The 20,349-nt window shown below is 58.9% G+C and carries 18 protein-coding genes and 2 pseudogenes; 10 read left to right on the top strand and 10 right to left on the bottom strand.

Annotated features, from left to right (window positions below; translation table 11 throughout):
* Positions 1-3: 3 nt before the first annotated feature.
* Positions 4-198, bottom strand: a pseudogene (locus tag L338_RS17955) (IS3 family transposase); the annotation flags it as partial.
* Positions 199-414: 216 nt separating this feature from the next.
* A complete protein-coding gene (locus L338_RS09625) occupies positions 415-1,785 on the bottom strand; it encodes a DUF3800 domain-containing protein (protein WP_081639563.1) in 1,371 nt (456 codons plus the stop codon).
* Positions 1,786-1,918: 133 nt separating this feature from the next.
* Between L338_RS09625 and dcm the strand changes: the two genes are divergently transcribed.
* Both dcm and L338_RS09615 read left to right on the top strand, forming a co-directional pair.
* Positions 1,919-3,184, top strand: coding sequence for a DNA (cytosine-5-)-methyltransferase (gene dcm, locus L338_RS09620; RefSeq protein WP_022698166.1), 1,266 nt, complete (start codon positions 1,919-1,921; stop codon positions 3,182-3,184).
* Complete coding sequence (locus L338_RS09615) at positions 3,177-3,626, top strand: very short patch repair endonuclease (protein ID WP_022698165.1); 450 nt, start codon at positions 3,177-3,179, stop codon at positions 3,624-3,626. Before dcm ends, L338_RS09615 begins: the two co-directional genes overlap by 8 nt.
* Here the strand turns inward: L338_RS09615 and L338_RS09610 are convergent.
* A complete protein-coding gene (locus L338_RS09610) occupies positions 3,623-3,889 on the bottom strand; it encodes a hypothetical protein (protein ID WP_022698164.1) in 267 nt (88 codons plus the stop codon). The two genes, L338_RS09615 and L338_RS09610, sit on opposite strands and share 4 nt — an antisense overlap.
* Here L338_RS09610 and L338_RS09605 point away from each other — a divergent pair.
* Positions 3,882-4,583 carry an IS6 family transposase gene (locus L338_RS09605; protein ID WP_022698163.1) on the top strand — a complete coding sequence of 234 codons (702 nt, stop codon included), beginning with the start codon at positions 3,882-3,884 and terminating at the stop codon, positions 4,581-4,583. The genes L338_RS09610 and L338_RS09605 overlap by 8 nt on opposite strands.
* A 75-nt stretch (positions 4,584-4,658) precedes the next feature.
* Here L338_RS09605 and L338_RS09600 read toward each other — a convergent pair whose 3' ends face one another.
* From L338_RS09600 to L338_RS18225, 5 genes are all read right to left on the bottom strand, one after another.
* Positions 4,659-5,552: a DMT family transporter gene (locus tag L338_RS09600; RefSeq protein ID WP_022698162.1), complete on the bottom strand. Its 894-nt coding sequence runs from the start codon at positions 5,550-5,552 to the stop codon at positions 4,659-4,661.
* A gap of 116 nt (positions 5,553-5,668) precedes the next feature.
* Positions 5,669-6,583 (bottom strand): DMT family transporter, encoded by a 915-nt coding sequence (locus L338_RS09595; protein ID WP_022698161.1) that lies wholly within the window; start codon positions 6,581-6,583, stop codon positions 5,669-5,671.
* A complete protein-coding gene (locus L338_RS09590; protein ID WP_027068428.1) occupies positions 6,580-7,509 on the bottom strand; it encodes a cation diffusion facilitator family transporter in 930 nt (309 codons plus the stop codon). The genes L338_RS09595 and L338_RS09590 overlap by 4 nt, the downstream gene beginning before the upstream one ends.
* Positions 7,506-7,679 (bottom strand): hypothetical protein, encoded by a 174-nt coding sequence (locus L338_RS17595; protein ID WP_022698159.1) that lies wholly within the window; start codon positions 7,677-7,679, stop codon positions 7,506-7,508. Before L338_RS17595 ends, L338_RS09590 begins: the two co-directional genes overlap by 4 nt.
* Positions 7,680-7,683: 4 nt before the next feature.
* Entirely contained in the window at positions 7,684-7,923 is a 240-nt protein-coding gene (locus tag L338_RS18225; RefSeq protein ID WP_161624619.1) for a ribbon-helix-helix protein, CopG family, read from the bottom strand.
* A 154-nt stretch (positions 7,924-8,077) separates the two neighbouring features.
* Here L338_RS18225 and L338_RS18220 point away from each other — a divergent pair.
* The 4 genes and pseudogenes from L338_RS18220 to L338_RS17055 form a co-directional block, all read left to right on the top strand.
* Positions 8,078-8,221: pseudogene (locus L338_RS18220) on the top strand (IS6 family transposase); the annotation flags it as partial.
* Positions 8,222-8,689: 468 nt separating this feature from the next.
* A complete protein-coding gene (locus L338_RS09580) occupies positions 8,690-11,410 on the top strand; it encodes a TonB-dependent receptor (RefSeq protein WP_022698156.1) in 2,721 nt (906 codons plus the stop codon).
* A 78-nt stretch (positions 11,411-11,488) separates the two neighbouring features.
* The gene (locus L338_RS09575) at positions 11,489-12,205 is read left to right on the top strand and encodes a hypothetical protein (RefSeq protein ID WP_022698155.1); all 717 of its coding nucleotides are present in this window, start codon (positions 11,489-11,491) and stop codon (positions 12,203-12,205) included.
* On the top strand, positions 12,205-14,040 hold the full coding sequence (locus L338_RS17055; protein ID WP_022698154.1) for a PepSY domain-containing protein: 1,836 nt from the start codon (positions 12,205-12,207) through the stop codon (positions 14,038-14,040). The genes L338_RS09575 and L338_RS17055 overlap by 1 nt, the downstream gene beginning before the upstream one ends.
* On the opposite strand, the gene hutC is transcribed toward L338_RS17055, so the two are convergent.
* Together hutC and L338_RS17045 are read right to left on the bottom strand one after the other, a co-directional pair.
* On the bottom strand, positions 14,041-14,775 hold the full coding sequence (hutC, locus tag L338_RS17050; RefSeq protein ID WP_033311016.1) for a histidine utilization repressor: 735 nt from the start codon (positions 14,773-14,775) through the stop codon (positions 14,041-14,043).
* 1 nt (position 14,776) lies between these two features.
* Positions 14,777-16,174, bottom strand: a complete 1,398-nt coding sequence (locus L338_RS17045; RefSeq protein ID WP_033311014.1) for a formimidoylglutamate deiminase — start codon at positions 16,172-16,174, stop codon at positions 14,777-14,779.
* Between the two features lie 242 nt (positions 16,175-16,416).
* Here L338_RS17045 and hutH point away from each other — a divergent pair, with 242 nt between their 5' ends.
* The 3 genes from hutH (at position 16,417) to L338_RS09545 (ending at position 20,320) form a co-directional block, all read left to right on the top strand.
* Entirely contained in the window at positions 16,417-17,964 is a 1,548-nt protein-coding gene (hutH, locus tag L338_RS09555; protein WP_022698151.1) for a histidine ammonia-lyase, read from the top strand.
* 68 nt (positions 17,965-18,032) lie between these two features.
* Entirely contained in the window at positions 18,033-19,733 is a 1,701-nt protein-coding gene (hutU, locus tag L338_RS09550; RefSeq protein ID WP_022698150.1) for a urocanate hydratase, read from the top strand.
* A 119-nt stretch (positions 19,734-19,852) separates the two neighbouring features.
* Positions 19,853-20,320, top strand: a complete 468-nt coding sequence (locus L338_RS09545; RefSeq protein WP_027068426.1) for a YybH family protein — start codon at positions 19,853-19,855, stop codon at positions 20,318-20,320.
* Positions 20,321-20,349: the final 29 nt, after the last annotated feature.

The raw sequence follows: 20,349 nt of genomic DNA, 5'->3' as shown, positions 1-20,349 counted from the left end.
ACGGAGACCGGCTCGCATTAGCCTGACAGCACCCTGCGAACCGGTCTCCTTGGCATGCAGGTAGACGCATTCATACTTAAGCGACCGCCACGGATGCTCGATGAAGATGTTGTCGATGCAACGTCCCTTGCCGTCCATAGAGACGCGCACGCCGGCCCGCTTGAGGGTGTCGGTCCAGGCGAACGCCGTGAACTGGCTGGGTCATAGCAAGATCGAAAGCAAGGTTCGTTATCTCGGTGTCGACATAGAAGATGCCCTGACCCTTTCAGAGCGGACAGACGTTTGACCAAATCCGGAACTCCTCGACTCCCCGATGTGAAGTTGAGGAGTTCCGATCGGTAGGGCGAGCCCGCGCCCGACCGAGACTTGCATGTCGCACGGTCCGTCTCTTCGAATCGGATGTCGGAGGCCAGTTCAGCCCTCAAGTTCTGGAGGGGATGCAACCAGTCGCGTGATCCTGTCGACAATGTCCGGGCCGGACGCACGCTCGGGAGGGCCATTTGCGAATTCTGTCCCGGCGTCGACAGGGAAGATCGTTAGCTCGCCGATGCCCGCCTCAATCGCTTGCTGAAAGAAAGCTCTTTCTTCATCCAAGCTTCGTGGAGCCGATGCCCGACTTACAAACCCGGCGATCAGGTCGCAGAGCTGAAGAGAAGGACATTCGTGACTACGGGCACTCATGGTAGAGGCGACAGGGATGGGCAAAGTAAGCGTTTTCTCACCCAGTGTGAGAGCTTGGGGTTCGATATCTGGTTTGATCAGAAGTTTCCAACGCTCTGACCGGTTGAAAAAATGTATACTTTCATCGTGAACGACATCGAACGGACCCGGACTCAGCGCCTGCCAGTGCGCCATACATCGTACGACAGCCGTGACGTGGACATCGTTGCTGTCCTGGAACGCGTTTAAATCCTGCAACGCATTGAATCGTCGTGCACCCTCAGCCATTAAACCGAGCGTAACTTCGCTGCCGTGAGGCCCGCTGCGTTCCGCGGCTTCTAGGGCGGCTTGGAACGGGCGCAGCGTGGCAATACTCGGTTCCCGTGCGAACTTGTTGTACAACCGCATTAGGTTCTCGGCTTCCGATTTCTTTAGTAGATGCTCAAAGACAAAGCAGGCCGAGTTCGCGAAGCGAACCGCATAGTCACCCGCATAGAAATCGTAGCCTTGTGAACGCAATAGTGGCTCGACAAGGAAGTCGACCATCTTAGAGACAATGACAAAGCGCTTGTCGATTTTCACTGTGCAGAAGCGTTCAGGAGTTCTGCCAACCTCCCGAGCAAAGTCAAGAAATCCGCGTTGACCCTGTGGTCGGCGGAGCAGTTTTTGGGACTTGAGCTCCCTGCCTTGACGGTGAGGGAAGCATCGCCCCAAGATCTCAGCCGCCTCTTCCTCCTCGATATTCGTGCTGCCCAGCGTGAAGTAGGGCTGTTCGGAATCCAACAAATGGGTTCCAGTCTGGCCGCTCTCGTCGAAGTATATTTTCACAGAGATGTCCTCCGGCTGGTTCGAGCGCTCTCTGCCATGAACGGTATCAATGTTCCAACCTCCGCAAGGGGGGGCAGACTTGCCGCGGAGCGAACGTCTGCTCTGCGGGGTCTCAATACCGAATCGGGCAGGCATGAAAGGGCCCGGAAACGGCTGTGGCGAGGTATAAATTGAATGTAGGCTTCGATTGCTCGACACCTGCAGGGGTAACTTCTCTTTTCGGCCGGAAGCGCTCCATGGCAGGGATGTATAAGGACAACCGACCGAGCCGACAATAATCGGAGCTCTGTCCATCATCAGGAGAATCTCGTCCGAAATTGTTACGGTGAGTGGAACAAACGAGAAACAAACGACTTGACCCTGGGACTCGGGATGCCATCCTGTCACGAATCATCCCAGAGAATGCGCAGCAACGGATCAGGGGAACAGGATGGCACAGGTTACGGGCAACCGGTTCGCACGGCTGAGGGAGCAGACCGGATTGACGCTGGCCGAAGCGGCCGGCGCGCTGGAACTGTCCGAGCGGCAGGTCCGCCGCTATGACGCGGACGAGTGCACGCCGCCCGGTCTGGTCATGAAGGAGCTCCAGCGTCTGGCGTCCGAACGCCGGAGGGCGAAGAGCGTCGACAAACCTGCATTCCGCTTCATCGACCTCTTTGCCGGCATCGGCGGTCTCCGGCTGGGATTCGAGGCGATCGGCGGGAAGTGCGTCTTCACGAGCGAATGGGACAGGTTCTCGCAGGAGACCTATCGCGCCAATTTCCCCGACGATGACGCCGAGCACATATTCGCCGGCGATATCCGCCCCTACGGCGACGAGCCGGAAAGAATCCCGGAGCACGATGTCTTGCTGGCCGGGTTTCCGTGCCAGCCCTTCTCGCTGGCCGGCGTCTCCAAGAAGAACTCGCTCGGCCGCCTGCACGGCTTCCTGTGCGAGCAGCAGGGCAATCTCTTCTTCGATATCGCCCGCATCCTCAGCCACCATCGCCCCGCGGCGTTCGTGCTGGAGAACGTCAAGCATCTGGAGCGTCATGACCGCGGCAAGACTTTCGCGGTGATCCGCGAGGCGCTGGAGGGAGAGCTCGGATACAATATCGACTTCCGGGTGATCAGCTCGCGTCCCTGGGTGCCCCAGAAGCGCGAGCGCATCTTCATCGTGGGCTTCCGCGAGGATGTGGAGTTCAGCTTCGACGGCTTCGGGAGCCAGATCCCGCCCGAGAGCGAGTGGCCGGTGCTCGGCGACATTCTCCAGTCGCACAACGAGATCGACCCGAAATACACGCTGACCCCGCGGCTCTGGGATTATCTCCAGGCCTATCGCGAGAAGCATACGAAGGCCGGCAACGGCTTCGGCTTCAGCCTGTGCGGTCCCGGGGACGTGGCGCGCACGCTGTCGGCCCGCTATCACAAGGACGGCTCGGAAATCCTGATCGGGCAGCGCCACGCCGACCGGCCGCGCCGCCTGACGCCGGTCGAGTGCGGCCGCCTGATGGGTTTCGAATATGGCGGCCGCGACTGGAAGATCCCTGTGTCCGACACGCAGGCCTACCGCCAGTTCGGCAACGCCGTGGTGGTTCCGGTCGTCGAGGCGGTCGCCCGGCACATGCAGCCCTGGCTGACAAAGGCGCTGGCCATCGACGCCGCCGGCAGGGCCGACGAGATCCGACCCGAGCGGGTGGAACCGCTCATTGCCTGACATTGTCGATCCGGCGACCCGGAGCCGGATGATGAGCCGCATCCGGGGCAAGGACACGCGTCCCGAGCTGGTCATGCGGCGGGGGCTCCACGCGCTCGGATACCGGTTCCGGCTTCACGAGAAGACCCTCCCGGGCCGGCCGGATCTCGTCTTCCCGAAATACTCGGCCGCCGTCTTCGTCAACGGATGCTTCTGGCACGGACATGACTGCCATCTCTTCCGCATGCCCTCGACGCGTCCCGGGTTCTGGGAAGAGAAGATCGGCCGCAACCGGGCGCGCGACGCCGAGGCGCGGCAGGCGCTTCTGGAGGGCGGATGGCGCGTCCTGGATGTCTGGGAGTGCGCCCTGAAGGGAAAGACGCGTCTTGAGCCCGGCGAGCCGGTCGAGCTGGCAGCGCGATGGCTGGAGAGCGGCGAGGCGCGGGGAGAGGTCCGCGGCTAGACGCCGACTTCCGAGACCTTGCCGTAGAGCAGCGACATCAGACCTTTCAGGTCCTTCGCGTTGACCCGCCACTGGGAGCGCACCTTGGCCCGTCCGTCGGCGTAGATCGTGTCGGCGGGATCGTAGAACACATAGCCCGCCGCGATGGCGCGCAGCAGCCTCCAGACATCGGTGCCTTCGCCGACCAGCCAGGGCGAGGGCACTGTCAGAGGAAACCGGCTTGAGCGGCCAACCTCGCGGCAGTAGCGTTTCCGGATGGCCAATCCATTTCGCTACTTCAAGACATCGCCGGAGGTGATCCGCCTTGCAGTGATGATGTATGTCCGGTTTCCGCTTTCACTGAGGAACGTGGAGGATCTGCTCCACGAGCGTGGCATCGATGTCAGCCACGAGACGGTGCGGTGCTGGTGGAACCGGTTCGGCCCGATGTTCGCCGGCGAGATCAGGCGGAAGCGAGCCCAGCAAATGCGGTCGTTCCCACAGTGGCGCTGGCACCTGGACGAGATGTTCGTGAAGATCCGCGGCGAAACGCACTATCTCTGGCGGGCCGTTGATCACGAGGGCGAGGTGCTGGAGACGTATGTCACGAAGACGCGGGATCGCCAGGCGGCGCTTCGGTTCTTGCGCAAGGCGATGAAGCGTTACGGCGAACCGAGATCCATCGTGACCGACAAGCTCAGATCTTATGGCGCGGCGCTAAAGGAGCTGGGGCTGGAGGGGCGCCAGGAAGCGGGCCGCTGGCTCAATAATCGGGGGGAAAACTCACACCTTCCATTGCGAAGACGGGAGCGGGCGATGCAGCGATTCCGGCGGATGCGAAGTCTGCAGAAATTCGCCGCCGTCCATTCTTCCGTCTTCAACCACTTCAACCACGACCGCCATATCAACCGCCGCTCAGCGTTCAAGGATCATCGCGCCGCCGCTCTTGCCGAGTGGCGTCAGCTTGGCGCGGCCTGAGGTCGGCTTAACTCGGCTCTACGGAGACCGGTTCGCTTTTGCCTGACAGCACCCTGTCTATCATCGTTGTCGTCCTTATCCGGCCAATTTGGCCGACCTGGTTCCTCGGTGCGTCACCAAAGCGACTCCGAGTATCGCAAGGGCAATACCGACGATCTGCGTCCAGCCAAGGGTCTCGCCGTAAAACAGCGCACCCATCGTCAGGCCGAAAATCGGGATCAGGAAGCTGAATGCATTCGCGCGATTCAGCGGGATTCTCTCCAGCACTGAAAACCACAGCCAGTACACCAGCGCCGATCCGAACAGACTGAGAACGAGGAGAGCGCTGACGAACTCCAACGACCACCGTATCGTTGTCGGCTCCTCCGTAGCCCAGGCGACAACAGCGAGCGGGATACTGCCGATGAGCAACTGGAGGCCCATTGCCATAAGGGCGTCCACCTTTCCGGCAATTCGTTTAATCACAACGTTGCTGACCGTGACGCCGAGTGCGGCCAGGACAATATAGACTACTCCCAGAATGTAATTTTCTTGCCCGCCGGTGAGTATCTGGGGCGAAGTGATGACGAGTATCCCCAGAAAGCCCAAGGCAAGGCCTGTTTTGCCCAGTGCGGTCAACTGTTCTTTGAGGATGATACCCGCCAGGCCTGCTGCCAGCAGCGGCTGGGTGTTGGCGATCACCGTGGCGATGCCGGGGGAAACGAATTCCGCTGCATGGAACATGCCCAAAAAGCCCAGACTGGTGGCGCCCGCGCCGACGATGGCCAACATCGCCCAGACTCGACGGCTTTTCGGCAGGGGCTTCCGCAGCGCAAGCGCGACGATCATCAGCGCTGCGCCCGCCAGGAACGCGCGCAGCGTGGCGAATGTCAGGTGAGGGGCAAATTCAATGCCGACGGTTATCAGCGGGAAGCAGGCAGCCCAAAGCAACATGACCAGAATGATTTGCGCGATGGTTCCAACGGTCACTCGGCTTCCACCCTATTCTCTATCCGTCTCGCGACAGAAACTTCACGACCTACTGGTATTTTTTGCCTGGTCTCGTGTCGTTGCTGACTGGATTCACACGAGTTGATCTGTTCGGTTCACGCACACTGGCAGGGATGCACGGCCCGGTTTTCCGCGCCGCGCGACATCTCGCGGGTCAGCCAGAAACCGGCCCCGAGTAGCATTGCGCCGCCATAGATCATGCCCTGTGCCGGGAATTCGGCGAAGATCAGATAGCCCAGCGTTGACGCCACGACCGGCGAGACGATGATATCGACGAGCGCATAGACATTGGCGTCGAGCGTCTTGAGAACGATGGAGATACCGAAATAGGCGAAGCCGGTCGAGACAATGCCCAGCCCCGCTGCCCAGAGCATCACCGGCAGGTCCATCCCGAGCGCGTCATAGGAGATGGTTGCGGCGGGCGCGCCGGGACCGGCGAGAATGAATGCCGGGGAAAGGATCAGCGCCCCCGTGAGCATCGACCAGGCAATGTCGTTGCCGGTCTCGGTCTTTCCTTCGTAACGCATGTAGGTGACCATGGCGGCGTAGATCGCGCCGTCGCCGAGCGCGATGAGGTTGCCGATCATGTGGCCGCCCTCAAGCGGCTTGGCAAGGACGATACCGGTCAGCGCGATGGCGAAGATCAGTATGTAGCTCTTGCGCGCCTTTTCGCCGAGAAACAGCGCCGAGAAGATGAACACGAAGAACGGCGCGACGCTCCAGAAGATCACCGCATTGGCGATGGGCACCAGCGTCATGGCGTAGTTGAAGACGCTGATCTGCGTGGCGATCAGCACGCCGATGATGGCGGTGTCTTTCAGGTTGCCCTTCGGAAAGCGCAAGGGTCGGCCGGTGGCCAGCGGCATGACCGCCATCAAAAAGGCGGCCGCGAAGCTCAGGGCGTAGAAATTCAGCGTCTGGATCGGGATCAGCCCGTCGGTGAGCTTCACGAAGACGCCGATGGTGGCCTCCGACAGCGTGATCAGCAGAAGCAGGAGAACGGTCTTCATTTCCGGCCTCTGGCCGCACGGGTCACGTCGATGGCCTCGGCCCCGGATTCGTCAAGGCAGGTGTCCTCGACCTGCAAGGTGACGAAGAAGAACTCGAATTTTTCCTTGAGCATGGCGTGCGCTGCCGACAGGACGGCTTGCGGATCGGTGCCGTCGGCGACGCGCACATGACCGGAGAAGACGTAACGACCACTGGTCAGAGCCCAAGCATGGATGTGGTGGGCGTTCGCAACGCCCTCAACCTGCTCCAGTGCGCCGGTGACATCGGACAGGCTGACGTCGGACGGTGTGCCTTCCATCAACAGATGGGCGGAGTCGCGCAGAATGCCCCAGCTTGCCCAGAGCAGGACAAAGCCGAAGGCCATGCCGAGGATCGGGTCGATCAGCAGGAACCCGGTGAAGTAAATCACCAGGGCGGTGACGATAATGATCAGGCTACCGATGAAGGTCTGGATGATGTGCCAGAGCGCGCCCTTGACGTTGAGATCGCTCTTGCTTTGTTTCCAGATCAGGCCGAGCGAGATGAATTCCGTCACCAGCCCGCCCGCTGCGGCGAGCAGCATCGGGGTGGTCGGCAGCTCAATCGGGTCGGCGAGCCGCATCGCGCCCATGACGATGACGATAAGGGCCATGCCGAGCAGAAAGCCGCCATTGACGAGCGCGCCGATGATTTCGGCGCGGTACCAGCCAAAGCTGCGATCCTCGTCGGCCGGGCGATGGGCGAGTTTGGCGGCGACGATTGCGACCAGCACGCCGCCGACCGCCGAAAAGGTATGGAGAGCGTCCGAGATGACCGCAATCGAGCCCGTCCAGAGGCCGATGCCCATCTCGATGATGAAATAGATGCCTGTGAGCCAGGCCGAGATCGCCATTCCACGTCCGCTGGATGGCATGTGTCCGGCGTGACCGCCATGTGCCTGGTTCATGGGGTTTGTCCTTTCGTCGCGCCGATAAACTCGACCAGGTCCTGAAGCCGGTGGCTCCAAAACAGCGTAAGCCCTCCGGCCTGCGCCGTCTCAAGGTTGGCGGAATTGAAGACGCCGGTGGTAGCGATTCCGGGGACGATCTGCGTATCCGAGAGGGTGTGCCGGTTCATGTTTTTAGTCCCCGCTTTGTCGTGGCGTGGCAAGATCGAGCGGCAACTGAAGATCCCGGTCGCGGTAGCGATCAAGGAACTTAATGATTGGCTGACGGCCAAGCCACGCCTTGGAAATCCGCGTCTTTTTCGCAAGAGCTTCCAGCTCGCGATATTCTTCCGATGAGAGATTGACCGAGACGCGATGTTTTGAGGGCTTGGCTGGACCAGCTAGAGCGGTGCAAGAAACTGCATAATGCAGCACCTTAGAGCACTGTCCCAGCCATAATCCAAACTGTCAAATGCGCGATGATCGGTGCGCAGTTTTTCTTGTTTTTCGGGGCTCTCCTGGAGGTCAGTGGGGCATTATCAGAGGAAACCGGCTTGAGCCGCGGCCCTGACGCCCCCAGCGTTTCCGGATGGCCAATCCCTTCCGCTACTTCAAGACATCGCCCGAGGTGATCCGCCTTGCGGTGATGATGTATGTCCGGTTTCCGCTTTCACTGAGGAACGTGGAAGATTTGCTCCATCAGCGCGGCATTGATATCAGCATGCAGAACCTTCCTGACGGTCGCTACCTGTTTCTGGACGAGGACTATCCGCTGGCAGAGATGACAACCCGGCCAGCGCCGGACTCAATGGCCGCCTTTCTCGAGGCGGAGCTGGCGAAACGCGGCATCACCGTGCCGGAGTACCGGTTCGTTGATCTTGATGTGACATCGGAAGAGACCGGACGGCTCGGATTCATGCTTTTCCGGGGCGGCGGCGTTCTCTACCTGCCGATGCCGCGTCATTATGCAGGTGGCCTCGAGGCCTGAAGCGGTTGTTGGAAGCGATGAGGTTGCTTGGCGTGGGATAGAAGCTGCAAACCACGCGTCGGGGTCATGTCCTCGATAATCATGATTGTTCGGCATGTCCGCTCATCACATTTTCGATAGAAAGATAGCGGAATCAAACATCCCCTGTTGACATGTATATACAGGTTCAAGCAGGTTGCGCGTTCCAGTTAACGTATGGATCGGGGAGATATCATGAACACGCGCAAACGCCTGTCTCAGCTACTGGTGACATCAGCCTTTACGGGGGCGCTTCTGGGGCCGGCGGCGGTCCTCGCGCAAGAGAGCCAATCGGAGGCTATGGAGGCCCGGCAATCCGCCGAGGCGCAGCAATCTGATCAGATCGTTGTCACCGGCAGCCGTATCAAACGCCAGGATATTACCGGACTTGGACCGGCAAACGTGGTCAGCAAGCCGGAGATCGACAATACTGGTGTTATGGCCGTCGATCAGTTGCTTGACCGGCTTCCGTCGACGGCGGGCTTTGCCGGAAGCCAGACAAGCGCATACTGGACATCCAATGGCTGGGGCACGACGCAGGTTAACCTGCGCGGTCTGGGCGTGAACCGGACGCTGGTGTTGTTAAACGGCCGCCGTGTCGTGAGCGGGGGCACGGGTGCAAACAGCTCGGTGGACCTGTCAGTTATCCCGGTGTCTGTCATTGAACGGATCGAAGTGCTGAAGGATGGCGCGTCAGCGGTTTATGGCGCGGATGCTGTTGCCGGCGTGGTGAACATCATTACGCGGGAGTTCGAGGGGCTTGAGGCGAGTGGCCGTTATGGCGTCACTGGCGAAGGAGATGGCAAGGAGTATAACGCCGATCTGCTGTGGGGGCTGAGTGGAGACCGCGGTAACATTACTGCCTCGTTCAGCTATCAGAAAACAGGAACCGTCAATATGGCGGATCGCGAGCCTTGCGCCTTGGGAGAGGTCAATGGCGCGCTCGAATGTTTCGGAAGCTCAAGCACGATCGGCGGACGTGCCCTGTTGCCCGATGGTACGCGCATCAACTTCAACCAGAATCCCGGTGGCGACGGTGATTTCTACGAGACCTATGATCCTGCGAAGCATAATTTCGCTTACTTCCCCTACCTGAATGCGGTCAGCCCGATCGAGCGATATTCGGTGACCTCGTTCGGTCGGCTGAATGTCACCGATGACATCGATTTCTTCTCCGAGTTCCTTTTCACACACCGCGAAACCGACCAGATCGCCACACCCGGCACCCTGATCGATATTCCCATCGGCGCGGGTCATCCGACCAATCCAACGGGTGACGATATCCTGCTGCAACGCCGCCGTCTGCTTGAAGCCGGTCCGCGGGAATTCTTTCAGGATGTCGATACCTGGCGGGTCGTAGGCGGTTTTGATGGTCAGTTGCCAAACGGGTGGAGTTGGGAGGCCGCGGCGAATTATGGCCGCAACACCGCTGTGGACGGCGCAACCAATATTGCGAATCTCGAGCGCGTCGCCGACACGTTGGATACGTCGATCTGTGGAAGCAATGGCATTCCTTGCGGCGATTATCTCGGATTCGGAGATCTCAGCGACGAGGCGCTCGATTACGCTCTGTTCACAATGCGGGATACGGGCGGCAACGAGCAGCTCAGCCTTAGTGCGGATCTGACCGGCGAGCTGTTTGAGTTGCCTGCGGGGCCCTTGGCCTTCGCGCTTGGGGCGGTTTACCGCAAAGAGAAGGGCTGGCGTGATCCTGATCCGTTGACGGTGCTTGGCGTGGCCAACACCAATCAGCAGGACCCGATCTCGGGCGAGACCACCGCAACGGAAGGCTTCGTCGAACTTTCCATTCCAGTGCTTGAAAACAAGCCGTTTTTTGATCGCCTGACGATCGATACGGCTCTACGTTATTCCGATTATGACCTTTTCGGCGGCGATACCAACTACAAGCTGGGTGTTGACTGGCAGGTCGTTCCGCAGTTCCGCGCGCGCGCTACCCTCGGCACGGCATTCCGGGTTCCCAATGTACCGGAGCTGTTCGGGGGCGTAGCCGAAGGCAATCTCACGACAACTGATCCTTGCAGCGGTTATGGCACTCTTCCCGCCAGTTCCACCGTGGCGGTAAATTGCCGCGCCGATGGCGTGCCGGAAGACTTTGTCCAGTTGAGCAACACCATCCTGACAACGGTGGGCGGCAACCAGGACCTGAAACCGGAAAGCGCAGAATCCTATACGATCGGAGCTGTCTGGCAGCCCGTCTTCACCGAAGGTCTCACCTTCACAGTCGATTACTTCAATATCGACATTCAGGACGCTATTCGCGCTATCCCGGGATCGACCAAGCTCGCGACCTGTTACGAATCCCAGGGGCTGAGTCACCCCTTCTGTAGCCCTGAAAGCTTCACCCGGAATCCGATCAGCGGGGAAATCGACTTCCTGTCGGCCCAACCGGTGAACACGGGTCGTGAAGAGGTCGAGGGCATCGATTTTGCGACGATCTACGGATTTGATCTTGGTGGACTGGACGCCAGCATCGACCTCAACGTGACCTATCTCAAGAAATACGAGGTCACGCCGTTTGAGGGGGCTGACCCAATCGTTTTTGATGGCTTCATCGGCGGTGGTAATGGCGGATATCCGGAGTGGCGCGGTAATGCGAGCTTTGCCCTGGCTGGGGAGAAATGGAGCGGAGCCTACTCGATCCAGTGGATTGGCGAGGCGACTGACTTCAACGCCGCGAAGGGAGATATCGGCTACCAGACACCGGACGTTTTCTATCATAACGCCCAGCTGAGCTATGCTGTCTCGGAACGAGTTTCCCTGGCTGCCGGCGTTGATAACCTTTTCGACGAGGAACCGCCGTACATCCAGAGCTGGACGGACGCCAATACCGACACGATGACTTATGATCTTCTGGGTCGTCGATTCTACGCTCGTCTCCGGTACTCCCTTTACTAGGGCGAGTTGAACCGGGCGCGCGCGATCCTCCACCCGCGCGCCCGGTCCTTTTTTTCTTGAAGCGGAGCTTTGTCCTCAATGCGCGCCGTATCTTTCTTCCGGAAGTATCATAAATGGCTGACGTTGATTGTCGGGGTTCAGGCCGTGCTCTGGACCCTGAGCGGCGTTTACATGACAGTCATTCCGCTTGACTTCATTCACGGCGATCACTTGGTGCGACCGGTGGAGTCACAAAAGATCGACTGGAATCGGGTTTCTGTCGGCCCGGGCCGGGTCAGCCAGAATTATCCCTCGGCGCAGTCGATCGAGCTGATCATGCTCGCCGGCGGCCCGGTTTACCGGGTAAAGTCAGCTAATTCACAGACCTTGGTCGATGCGGCTTCCGGAGGCCACATTTCTCCGGTCGACGAAGATCTGGTGCGTATGCTCGCTGTAGAACACTACGCTGGCGAGGGTGTAATCGAACAAGTGACGTTGTTGGAAGGCAATCTGCCGCAAGAGATCCAGGCGGCTGATCCTCCGCTCTGGCGCGTGGATTTTTCCGGCGCCAACGAACCGACTTTCTATTTTGATGCGGATACAGCCGAGTTCCTGTCGCGACGCCATAATTTCTGGCGAGGTTTCGATTTCGTCTGGATGTTGCACATCATGGATTATGAAGATCGGGCGAACGTGAACAATTGGCTGTTGCGTGCCGCCGCCTCGCTGGGATTGCTGGCGGCATTCGCCGGAATCGGTCTTCTTTTCTTCAGTTTCGGACGTCGCCGGAGCTCGGCCTCAGGAGAGACAGGCTGATGGCCGCGATGCGATGGCTCCATAAGTGGCTGGGCCTGATCGTCGGGATTCAGATGACGATCTGGCTCCTGAGCGGGTTGATGATGTCCGCCTTCAATATGCAAACCGTCTCAGGTGCTGACCGCGTCAGAGGAGACAATGACTTGCTGCCGGCCAGCGCCGCCACTCTGGACGCTGAAACAGCGGCGCGATCCGGGCCAGATGCGCGAATTGTCCGATTGCGGACCATTCTTGGTCAGTCAGTCTATGAAATCGTTGGTGAAAACGGATTGTCGCTCGTTTCAGCCGAAACTGGCGCCCCCTTCGACATTACTTCCGAAAGAGCTGCGGAAATTGCGAGAGAGGATTTTTCCGGAAGCGCTCCGGTAACCCGCGTGATATTACGGGAAGCCCCCTTTCTGGAGCTTAGAACTCACGATGGTCCTGTCTGGAGAGTCGATTTTGACGACGGGCGGGAAACCACCCTTTACGTTGATGGCGAAACAGGCCGGATCCTGAGCCGCCGCAATAACGTGTGGCGCGTCTTCGACGTGTTCTGGATGTTGCATACAATGGATTATGCAGGGCGGGACAACTTCAATAACCCGCTTATTATCATCGCGGGGATAAGTGCGCTCTGGCTGGCTCTCACGGGCTTTATCACCCTGTTTTCCAGCTTCCGTTTGCAGGACTTTGATCTGATTTCTGCTATGCGGAGATGGCGGGGCAGGCGGATCCAGTGCACGCTCGAAGCTCCTGACGCCTCGCCTGCATCGCAAGCTCTAGCGCCGGGTCTGTCCTATTTTGACGCTTTGGCGGCGCGCGACATCCAGCTGCCCTCGAACTGCGGCGGGGCGGGAACATGCGGTCTATGCGTGGTTCGAGTGGAGCCGGACCGACCACCCACGGCCACTGAGCGGCGCCTGTTGCCAGACAGTGAGCTGAGAAACGGCGCCCGGCTCGCGTGCCAACACAGGACGCGGAATGACGACCGGCTTGAGCTGCCCGAAGGCGTACTGGGGGCGAAACCCTTGACAGGGCGGGTAACCGAAACGCGTTTTATTGCGCCTTTTATCAAGGAAATCACGGTAAAGCTCAATGACCGCCCGGCGCGGTCGCCAGTCTCCGGACAATACGTCCAGGTGGAAATACCCGAGGGGGCGATGGAATCGGCTTCTTTCGACATTCCGGAAGGGTGGCGCGCCCGCTGGTTTGAACATGGTCTTCCGGCGCGGATTGAGGCGCCGGCTTCTCAAAGACGGTCATATTCAATGGCAACAGCACCGCATGAGGACCCCAAACTGCTGGTGCTGAACGTGCGCGCTGTTCCGCCTGCCAGCGACAAGCATTCCTGGGGCGTTGGATCCAGCTACATTTTTTCCCGGAAACCTGGAGATGAAATAGTTCTGCATGGCCCCTTCGGGCGGTTCCGTCCGACCGAAAGAGCTTCTGAACTGGTGTTGATAGGCGGTGGTTCTGGCATGGCGCCGCTGCGCTCGCTCATCCGTCATGAATACTCGCAATATGGCGCCGGCCGCCCGGTGACCTTTTTCTATGGCGCCCGGACGGGCGCAGACATTCTCTACTCGGAGGAATTCGAGACCCTGGCAAAGCAGCGGCCGGAATTCAGATGGGTCGTCGCTCTGTCAGATCCGGGTGACGATGAATCCTGGTCGGGGCGGAAAGGCTTGATCCACGAGACAGCCAAAAGGGATCTGAAAGTCTGGGACAAGGATCTTTTGAAAGCGGAATTCCTGCTGTGCGGGCCGCCGGCTCTGGTTGAAGCGAGCACAAAAATGCTGCTGGGACTCAATGTTCCGTCCGAGCATATTCATGTTGAGGATTTTGGCGTGTGATCAACCGCCCGGTTCAAAACTATCCTTGAACTCGAAACGGGTTCCGGGATGCACGAGTCGGGCCAGTGATACGATGCGTTGCTGGCTCCATGTGCGGCGCGTCACGAGCAGACAGGGTTCATCCGGCTCGATTTCAAGCAGGCGGCATGATTCCGATGTGGGCAGCACCGCGCGCACGCGATGTTCAACCCTCTGCAACTGGGCCGCTTTCATCAGGTATTCGTTTGGCGTCGTAGTATTAAAATCCAGTTCGCCATAAGCTGGTAGAATTGACGCAACTACATAACGGTTTTCAAGCTGAATAGGAATGCCAGCTTCACGGTGGACTATAATCGAATGAAAAACGTGAGAACCGGTTGCAAGACCCAACCGGTCAGCCATCTTGGGACTGGCTTTCTCGCGCGTATTCTGGATGACATCCGCATGATATTCGTGGCCCCGGCCCCTGATTTCCTCGGCAATATTTCTCAGTGTTATCAGGTTGCCTTGGGGTTTGGCCGTGGCGATGAAGGTTCCCACGCCCATCACACTATGAAGAATGCCCGCATCCTTGAGTTCTTTGAGCGCACGGTGCGCAGTCATGCGCGAAACGCCGAACTCCCTCATCAGGGCATGTTCAGAAGGAACCTTGTCACCGGGTTTAAGGAATCCACGTTCAATCCGATCAAGTATATATCGCTTGATTCGTGCATAAAGCGGTGTGTCGGGGGCTTCAGGTTGAACATCAGGAACCATGTTAGAACCTTGGGCTTGATAATGGCCGGTAGCGGCACGTTAAAGACCTAGTCTGTGAGCAAGCGATCCATTGCAGTCCGGAATTTTTTTCAATTTCCGCGCGTCTCACGTGTTTTCCATCGCACACAACCTGTACGCCGCCCACCCATACGCTGTCCACTTCTCTTCCCGGGCAGGCAAATATCCAAGTGTCCAGAAGTGAATCGCCCTTTCTATGTGCGAGGCTGACAGCTTCTGACTTCAAAACAATGATATCTGCCCGCATTTCCGGTTCCAGCGAACCGATGGGCCGTCCACAGGCCTGGGCTCCGCCAAGTCGTGCGTGATGAAAAAGGTTTGCGCCGGAAGAGCGAATTTCGTCTGAAATAATATTCCGGGCTTGGTGTTTTAGGCGTTGACCATATTCCAGCCAACGAAGCTCCTCTGTTGCGGAAATGAGGATATTGCTGTCGGTGCCGACGCCGATCCGTCCACCAAGTCCCAGAAATCCACGCAGGTCGAACAAACCGTCTCCGAGATTGGCTTCCGTTACAGGACATAGGCCAACAACAGCGCCACTACGGGCAATCTTTGCATATTCTGCATTGCTCGCATGGGTTGCGTGCACCAGGCACCAGCGCGAGTTGATCTCTGCGGAGTTAAACAAAAGATCGATTGACCGCATTCCGGACCATTGCAGACAACGCTCGACCTCCTTGGCCTGCTCGGCAATGTGAATATGCACAGGCCCCTCGGCCAACGAACTTACATGCTCCAGGTCTTTTATGCTCACTGCTCGTAAGGAATGAGGGGCAATGCCAACCACGCCATCGCTATCCCGCATAGCATGCTGGCATGAGGCGACCAGCGCTTGGAAATTATCAATGGAGTTTACAAACCGGCGTTGGTCCGGGTTCGGTTCGGCTCCGCCGAAATCGGAGTGGGCATAGAAAACGGGCAGCAGCGTCAGGCCGATCCCGGCGGACTCGGCCGCAGCTATTGCGCCACAGGCCATTTCGCCCGGATCCTTATAGGATGTTCCATCCTTTTGATTGTGCAAATAATGAAATTCGGCGACGGATGTGAAACCGGACTCGAGCATTTCGGCATAAGCGAGCGCAGTAATTGCCGATAGCTGCTCCGGCTCGACACTCTGGACGAACCGATACATGGTTTCGCGCCATGACCAGAAGCTGTTCTGGCCCGGCATGGCATATTCTGCAAGACCCGCCATTCCTCTCTGAAACCCATGACTGTGCAGGTTGGGCAGTCCGGGCAGAGCAATATCTCCATCCCAGGCGGAAGGCGGTGAAACCCCGTACTCCAGATCGGATATGTCTCCGTTCCGGTCGACTGAAATCGCTACACTGTCCTGCCAGCCCTCTGCAGTCAGCGCGGTTCGGAAAAACAGCTTGCGCATATCCACTCCCTACCATTAAGGACATGTATATACAGGTTGGCGGGCAGGGAAAAGCACGCCTCGCAATAGATGGGCTCGAAGGCCGTTTGCTCAGCGTTTTTTTGCAGGCGCCGTTCTGTCTTCAGCCGCCGCATCTCAAGATGCAGATGTTTCGAGGACTCTCTGTAAATGACACTGCCCATTCTTCTGAATGATCAACCGCACCGGGGCTGGTCACTTTTATTTTTCCATCTGGAGCGCCAATGACAGAACTGTTTCTAATGCCAGGCAAACTATCGCTTGCAGACCTCGAAAAACTCTATTGGGAACAACCGCGCTTCCGTCTCTCTCCGGCGTGTCATAGCCGCGTGACGATGTCGGCCGCGCATGTACAGACCGCCGTCAATGGCGAGGTTGCGGTGTACGGGGTCAATACGGGTTTTGGAAAACTCGCCCAGACGAGGATTGACTCAGGTCAGGTGGAGACGTTGCAACGCAATCTGGTCCTGTCTCACTGTTGCGGAGTCGGCGAGCCGCTTGAAAGTCCCGAAACCCGTCTGATGATTGCGCTAAAGCTTGCGTCTCTGGGCCGCGGCGCATCTGGCGTGAGCCTAAGGATTATCCAACTGTTGGAAGATATGCTGGCGCGCGACGTGCTGCCGGTGATCCCGGGGCAGGGATCGGTCGGCGCATCCGGTGACCTTGCGCCGCTGGCCCATATGGCCGCAGTCATGATCGGGGAGGGAGAGGCTTATTGGGAAGGTGAACGTGTTTCCGGGGCGCGCGCCCTTGAAAGCGCGGGCCTCCAACCGATTACCTTGCAGGCCAAGGAAGGGCTGGCTCTGCTCAATGGCACGCAGTTTTCGACGGCTCTGGCATTGGCGGGGCTATTCAAGGTCCGCCGCGCCGCAGCCGCCTCCCTTGTCACTGGCGCTATGTCCGTGGATGCCGCGATGGGGTCCATCGCCCCGTTCAGGGCAGAGATACATCAATTGCGCGGGCAGCCGGGACAGATCGAGGTTGCGAGGCATTTAAGGTCGCTTTTGGATGGATCGGACATTGTGGAGGCGCACCAGGGTGAAAACTGTCTGAAAGTTCAGGATCCCTATTGTCTCCGGTGCCAGCCTCAAGTGCTAGGAGCTTGTTTCGATGTTCTGGATCAGGCGACTGGAGTGCTTCTGCGTGAAGCAAACGCCGTGACCGACAACCCTCTGGTGCTGCAAAATGGAGAAATTATCTCGGGCGGAAACTTCCACGCTCAGCCAGTTGCATTTGCCGCCGACCAGATTGCCATGGCGGCGTGCGAGATTGGTTCTATCGCTGAACGCCGTCTCGCCCTGTTAACCGATCCTGGCCTATCCGACCTGCCAGCGTTCCTGACGTCCAAGCCGGGGCTGAATTCCGGATTCATGATCGCCCATGTAACCGCCGCTGCTCTCGTCAGCGAAAACAAGCAACGCGCTTATCCGGCGTCCGTCGACACCATACCCACATCGGCCAACCAGGAAGACCATGTTTCGATGGCGGCTCATGGGGCCCGACGGCTTTTTGCCATGAGCGACAATCTGAACCGCATTATCGGCATTGAGCTTTTGGCGGCCGCCCAGGGTATCGATTTTCGTATGCCTCTCCGGACAAGCCCTCCGCTCTCGCAAGTTCATGGTCTGCTCCGCAAAACGGTCTCCGTTCTTGAGAACGATAGATACATGGCCAGCGATATTGATGCCGCCGCGGCGTTGATCGCCAGAGATGCCGTAGCGCTGACCGCCGGGATCGTACGATCGGAGTCGCCTTCGGTGAGTCAAAACTAACGCCACGCAATCACGACGGCCGGTCACGCTAAACCGGTTTCCACGCCACAAAATAATTGGAATTTCGTATGAAACAGTCTGTCCGATCTAACGCCCCCGAGATCCGCAGCCCCCACGGAACCGAGCTCAACGCCAAATCCTGGCTGACCGAAGCGCCGATGCGGATGCTGATGAATAATCTGGATCCGGATGTGGCGGAAAACCCGGAGGAGCTTGTTGTCTATGGCGGCATCGGGCGGGCGGCGCGAAGCTGGAAGGATTTCGACCGCATCGTTGAAACACTGAAGCGGCTGGAAAATGACGAGACCCTGCTGGTCCAGTCGGGCAAGCCGGTGGGCGTATTCCGCACGCACGCGGACGCGCCGCGGGTTCTGATCGCCAACTCCAATCTGGTGCCGCGTTGGGCGACCTGGGATCATTTCAACGAACTCGATCGCAAGGGCCTGATGATGTACGGCCAGATGACGGCCGGATCCTGGATCTATATCGGCAGTCAGGGGATCGTTCAGGGCACGTATGAAACCTTCGTGGAGGCGGGACGCCAGCATTATGACGGCGACCTCTCGGGCCGCTGGATCCTGACCGCCGGGCTGGGCGGCATGGGCGGCGCGCAGCCGCTGGCCGCGACGATGGCCGGCGCTTCATGTCTGGCCGTGGAATGCGACGCCAACCGGATCGAGTTCCGCAAGCGCACCGGCTATGTCGACGAATCGGCGGAGACAATTGACGAGGCGCTGGCGATCATCGAGCGCGCGGCCGCTGAGAAGCGGGCCGTCTCCGTCGGCCTCCTCGGCAACGCCGCCGATGTCTTCCCGGAGCTGGTGCGCCGCGGCGTGAAACCCGACATGGTGACCGACCAGACCTCCGCCCATGACCCGGTGAACGGCTATCTGCCGCAGGGCTGGACGCTGGGCGAATGGAAGGCCAAGCGCGAAAGCGATCCAAAAGTGGTCGAGAAAGCCGCCCGCGCATCTATGAAAATTCATGTCGCCGCGATGGTGGATTTCTGGAACGCCGGCGTGCCGACGCTCGACTATGGCAATAATATTCGCCAGGTGGCGCTGGAGGAGGGGCTGGAGGACGCCTTCGCCTTTCCCGGGTTTGTGCCCGCCTATATCCGCCCGCTTTTCTGCCGCGGCGTCGGCCCGTTCCGCTGGGTGGCCCTGTCCGGCGATCCGGAGGACATCTACAAGACCGACGCCAAGGTCAAAGAGTTGATGCCGGACGATGCGCATCTCCATAACTGGCTAGACATGGCGCGTGAGCGCATCCGCTTTCAGGGCCTGCCCTCCCGCATCTGCTGGGTGGGGCTGGGCGACCGCCACCGTCTGGGCCTGGCGTTCAATGAAATGGTGGCCTCGGGCGAGTTGAAAGGTCCGGTCGTGATCGGCCGCGACCATCTCGATTCAGGCTCTGTGGCCAGTCCCAACCGGGAAACCGAAGGCATGAAGGATGGCTCGGACGCGGTTTCCGACTGGCCGCTGCTCAATGCGCTTCTGAACACCGCTTCAGGGGCGACCTGGGTCAGCCTGCATCATGGCGGCGGCGTCGGGATGGGCTTTTCCCAGCACGCCGGCATGGTGATCTGCGCCGACGGCACAGCGGACGCGGCGCGGCGGCTGGAACGGGTCCTCTGGAACGATCCGGCCAGCGGAGTGATGCGTCACGCGGACGCCGGGTATGAGGTCGCGCAGGACTGTGCCCGGGAGAAAGGACTGGATTTGCCAGGATTGGAAGCTTCAGAAAAATCAGGAAGGAAGGTCGCCTGACAAGATCTTGAAGCATTACACTGAAAATATCGCGGTGCATTCCGCGTCTCTAGATGTTGCAGCATAATATTATAAAGAGCACCCTCAAAATAAGAGGGCTTAAACCAAAGAGGTTTGATATGAAGACGTTTTCATTCAGTGCAGTTATGATTGCTGTCTCGGTGACGTTGGCATCGGCTCATCCCACCGATGAGGAGCAGATCAGGCAGATTATCTCCGATATCGAGCATGGCTGGGAGCATGGCGATGGAACGCCATTCCGAGATCATTTTCTGGACTTCGAGGGGGCGCGCTACATCGAATCCGGCGGGCAGAATGAGGGGCTTGACGATTTGATCGAAAACCATGTCGAACCGGAGAAGGACGCCATACGCGATTTTGAGCTCGATTATTCAAATATCGAGATACATTTCGAACCCGGCTTTGCCTGGGCAATCGCCGACACCCGCATCAAGGGCGAACTGGTCCGGTCGGGACGGGTTCTGGACAAGGCGGGCCGCCAGACCTTTTTGTTCAGGCAAGTAGGCGACGACTGGAAAGTGGTCCACACCCATTCCTCGTCACGCGACTATCGTCCTTCCGAATAAGCTGAAAAATCAGAGATCAGAGGGACCGG

It is taken from the genome of Euryhalocaulis caribicus (assembly GCF_000412185.1).
Taxonomy (GTDB): Bacteria; Pseudomonadota; Alphaproteobacteria; order Caulobacterales; family Maricaulaceae; genus Euryhalocaulis; species Euryhalocaulis caribicus.
This window is presented reverse-complemented; position numbering and strand designations above follow the sequence as displayed.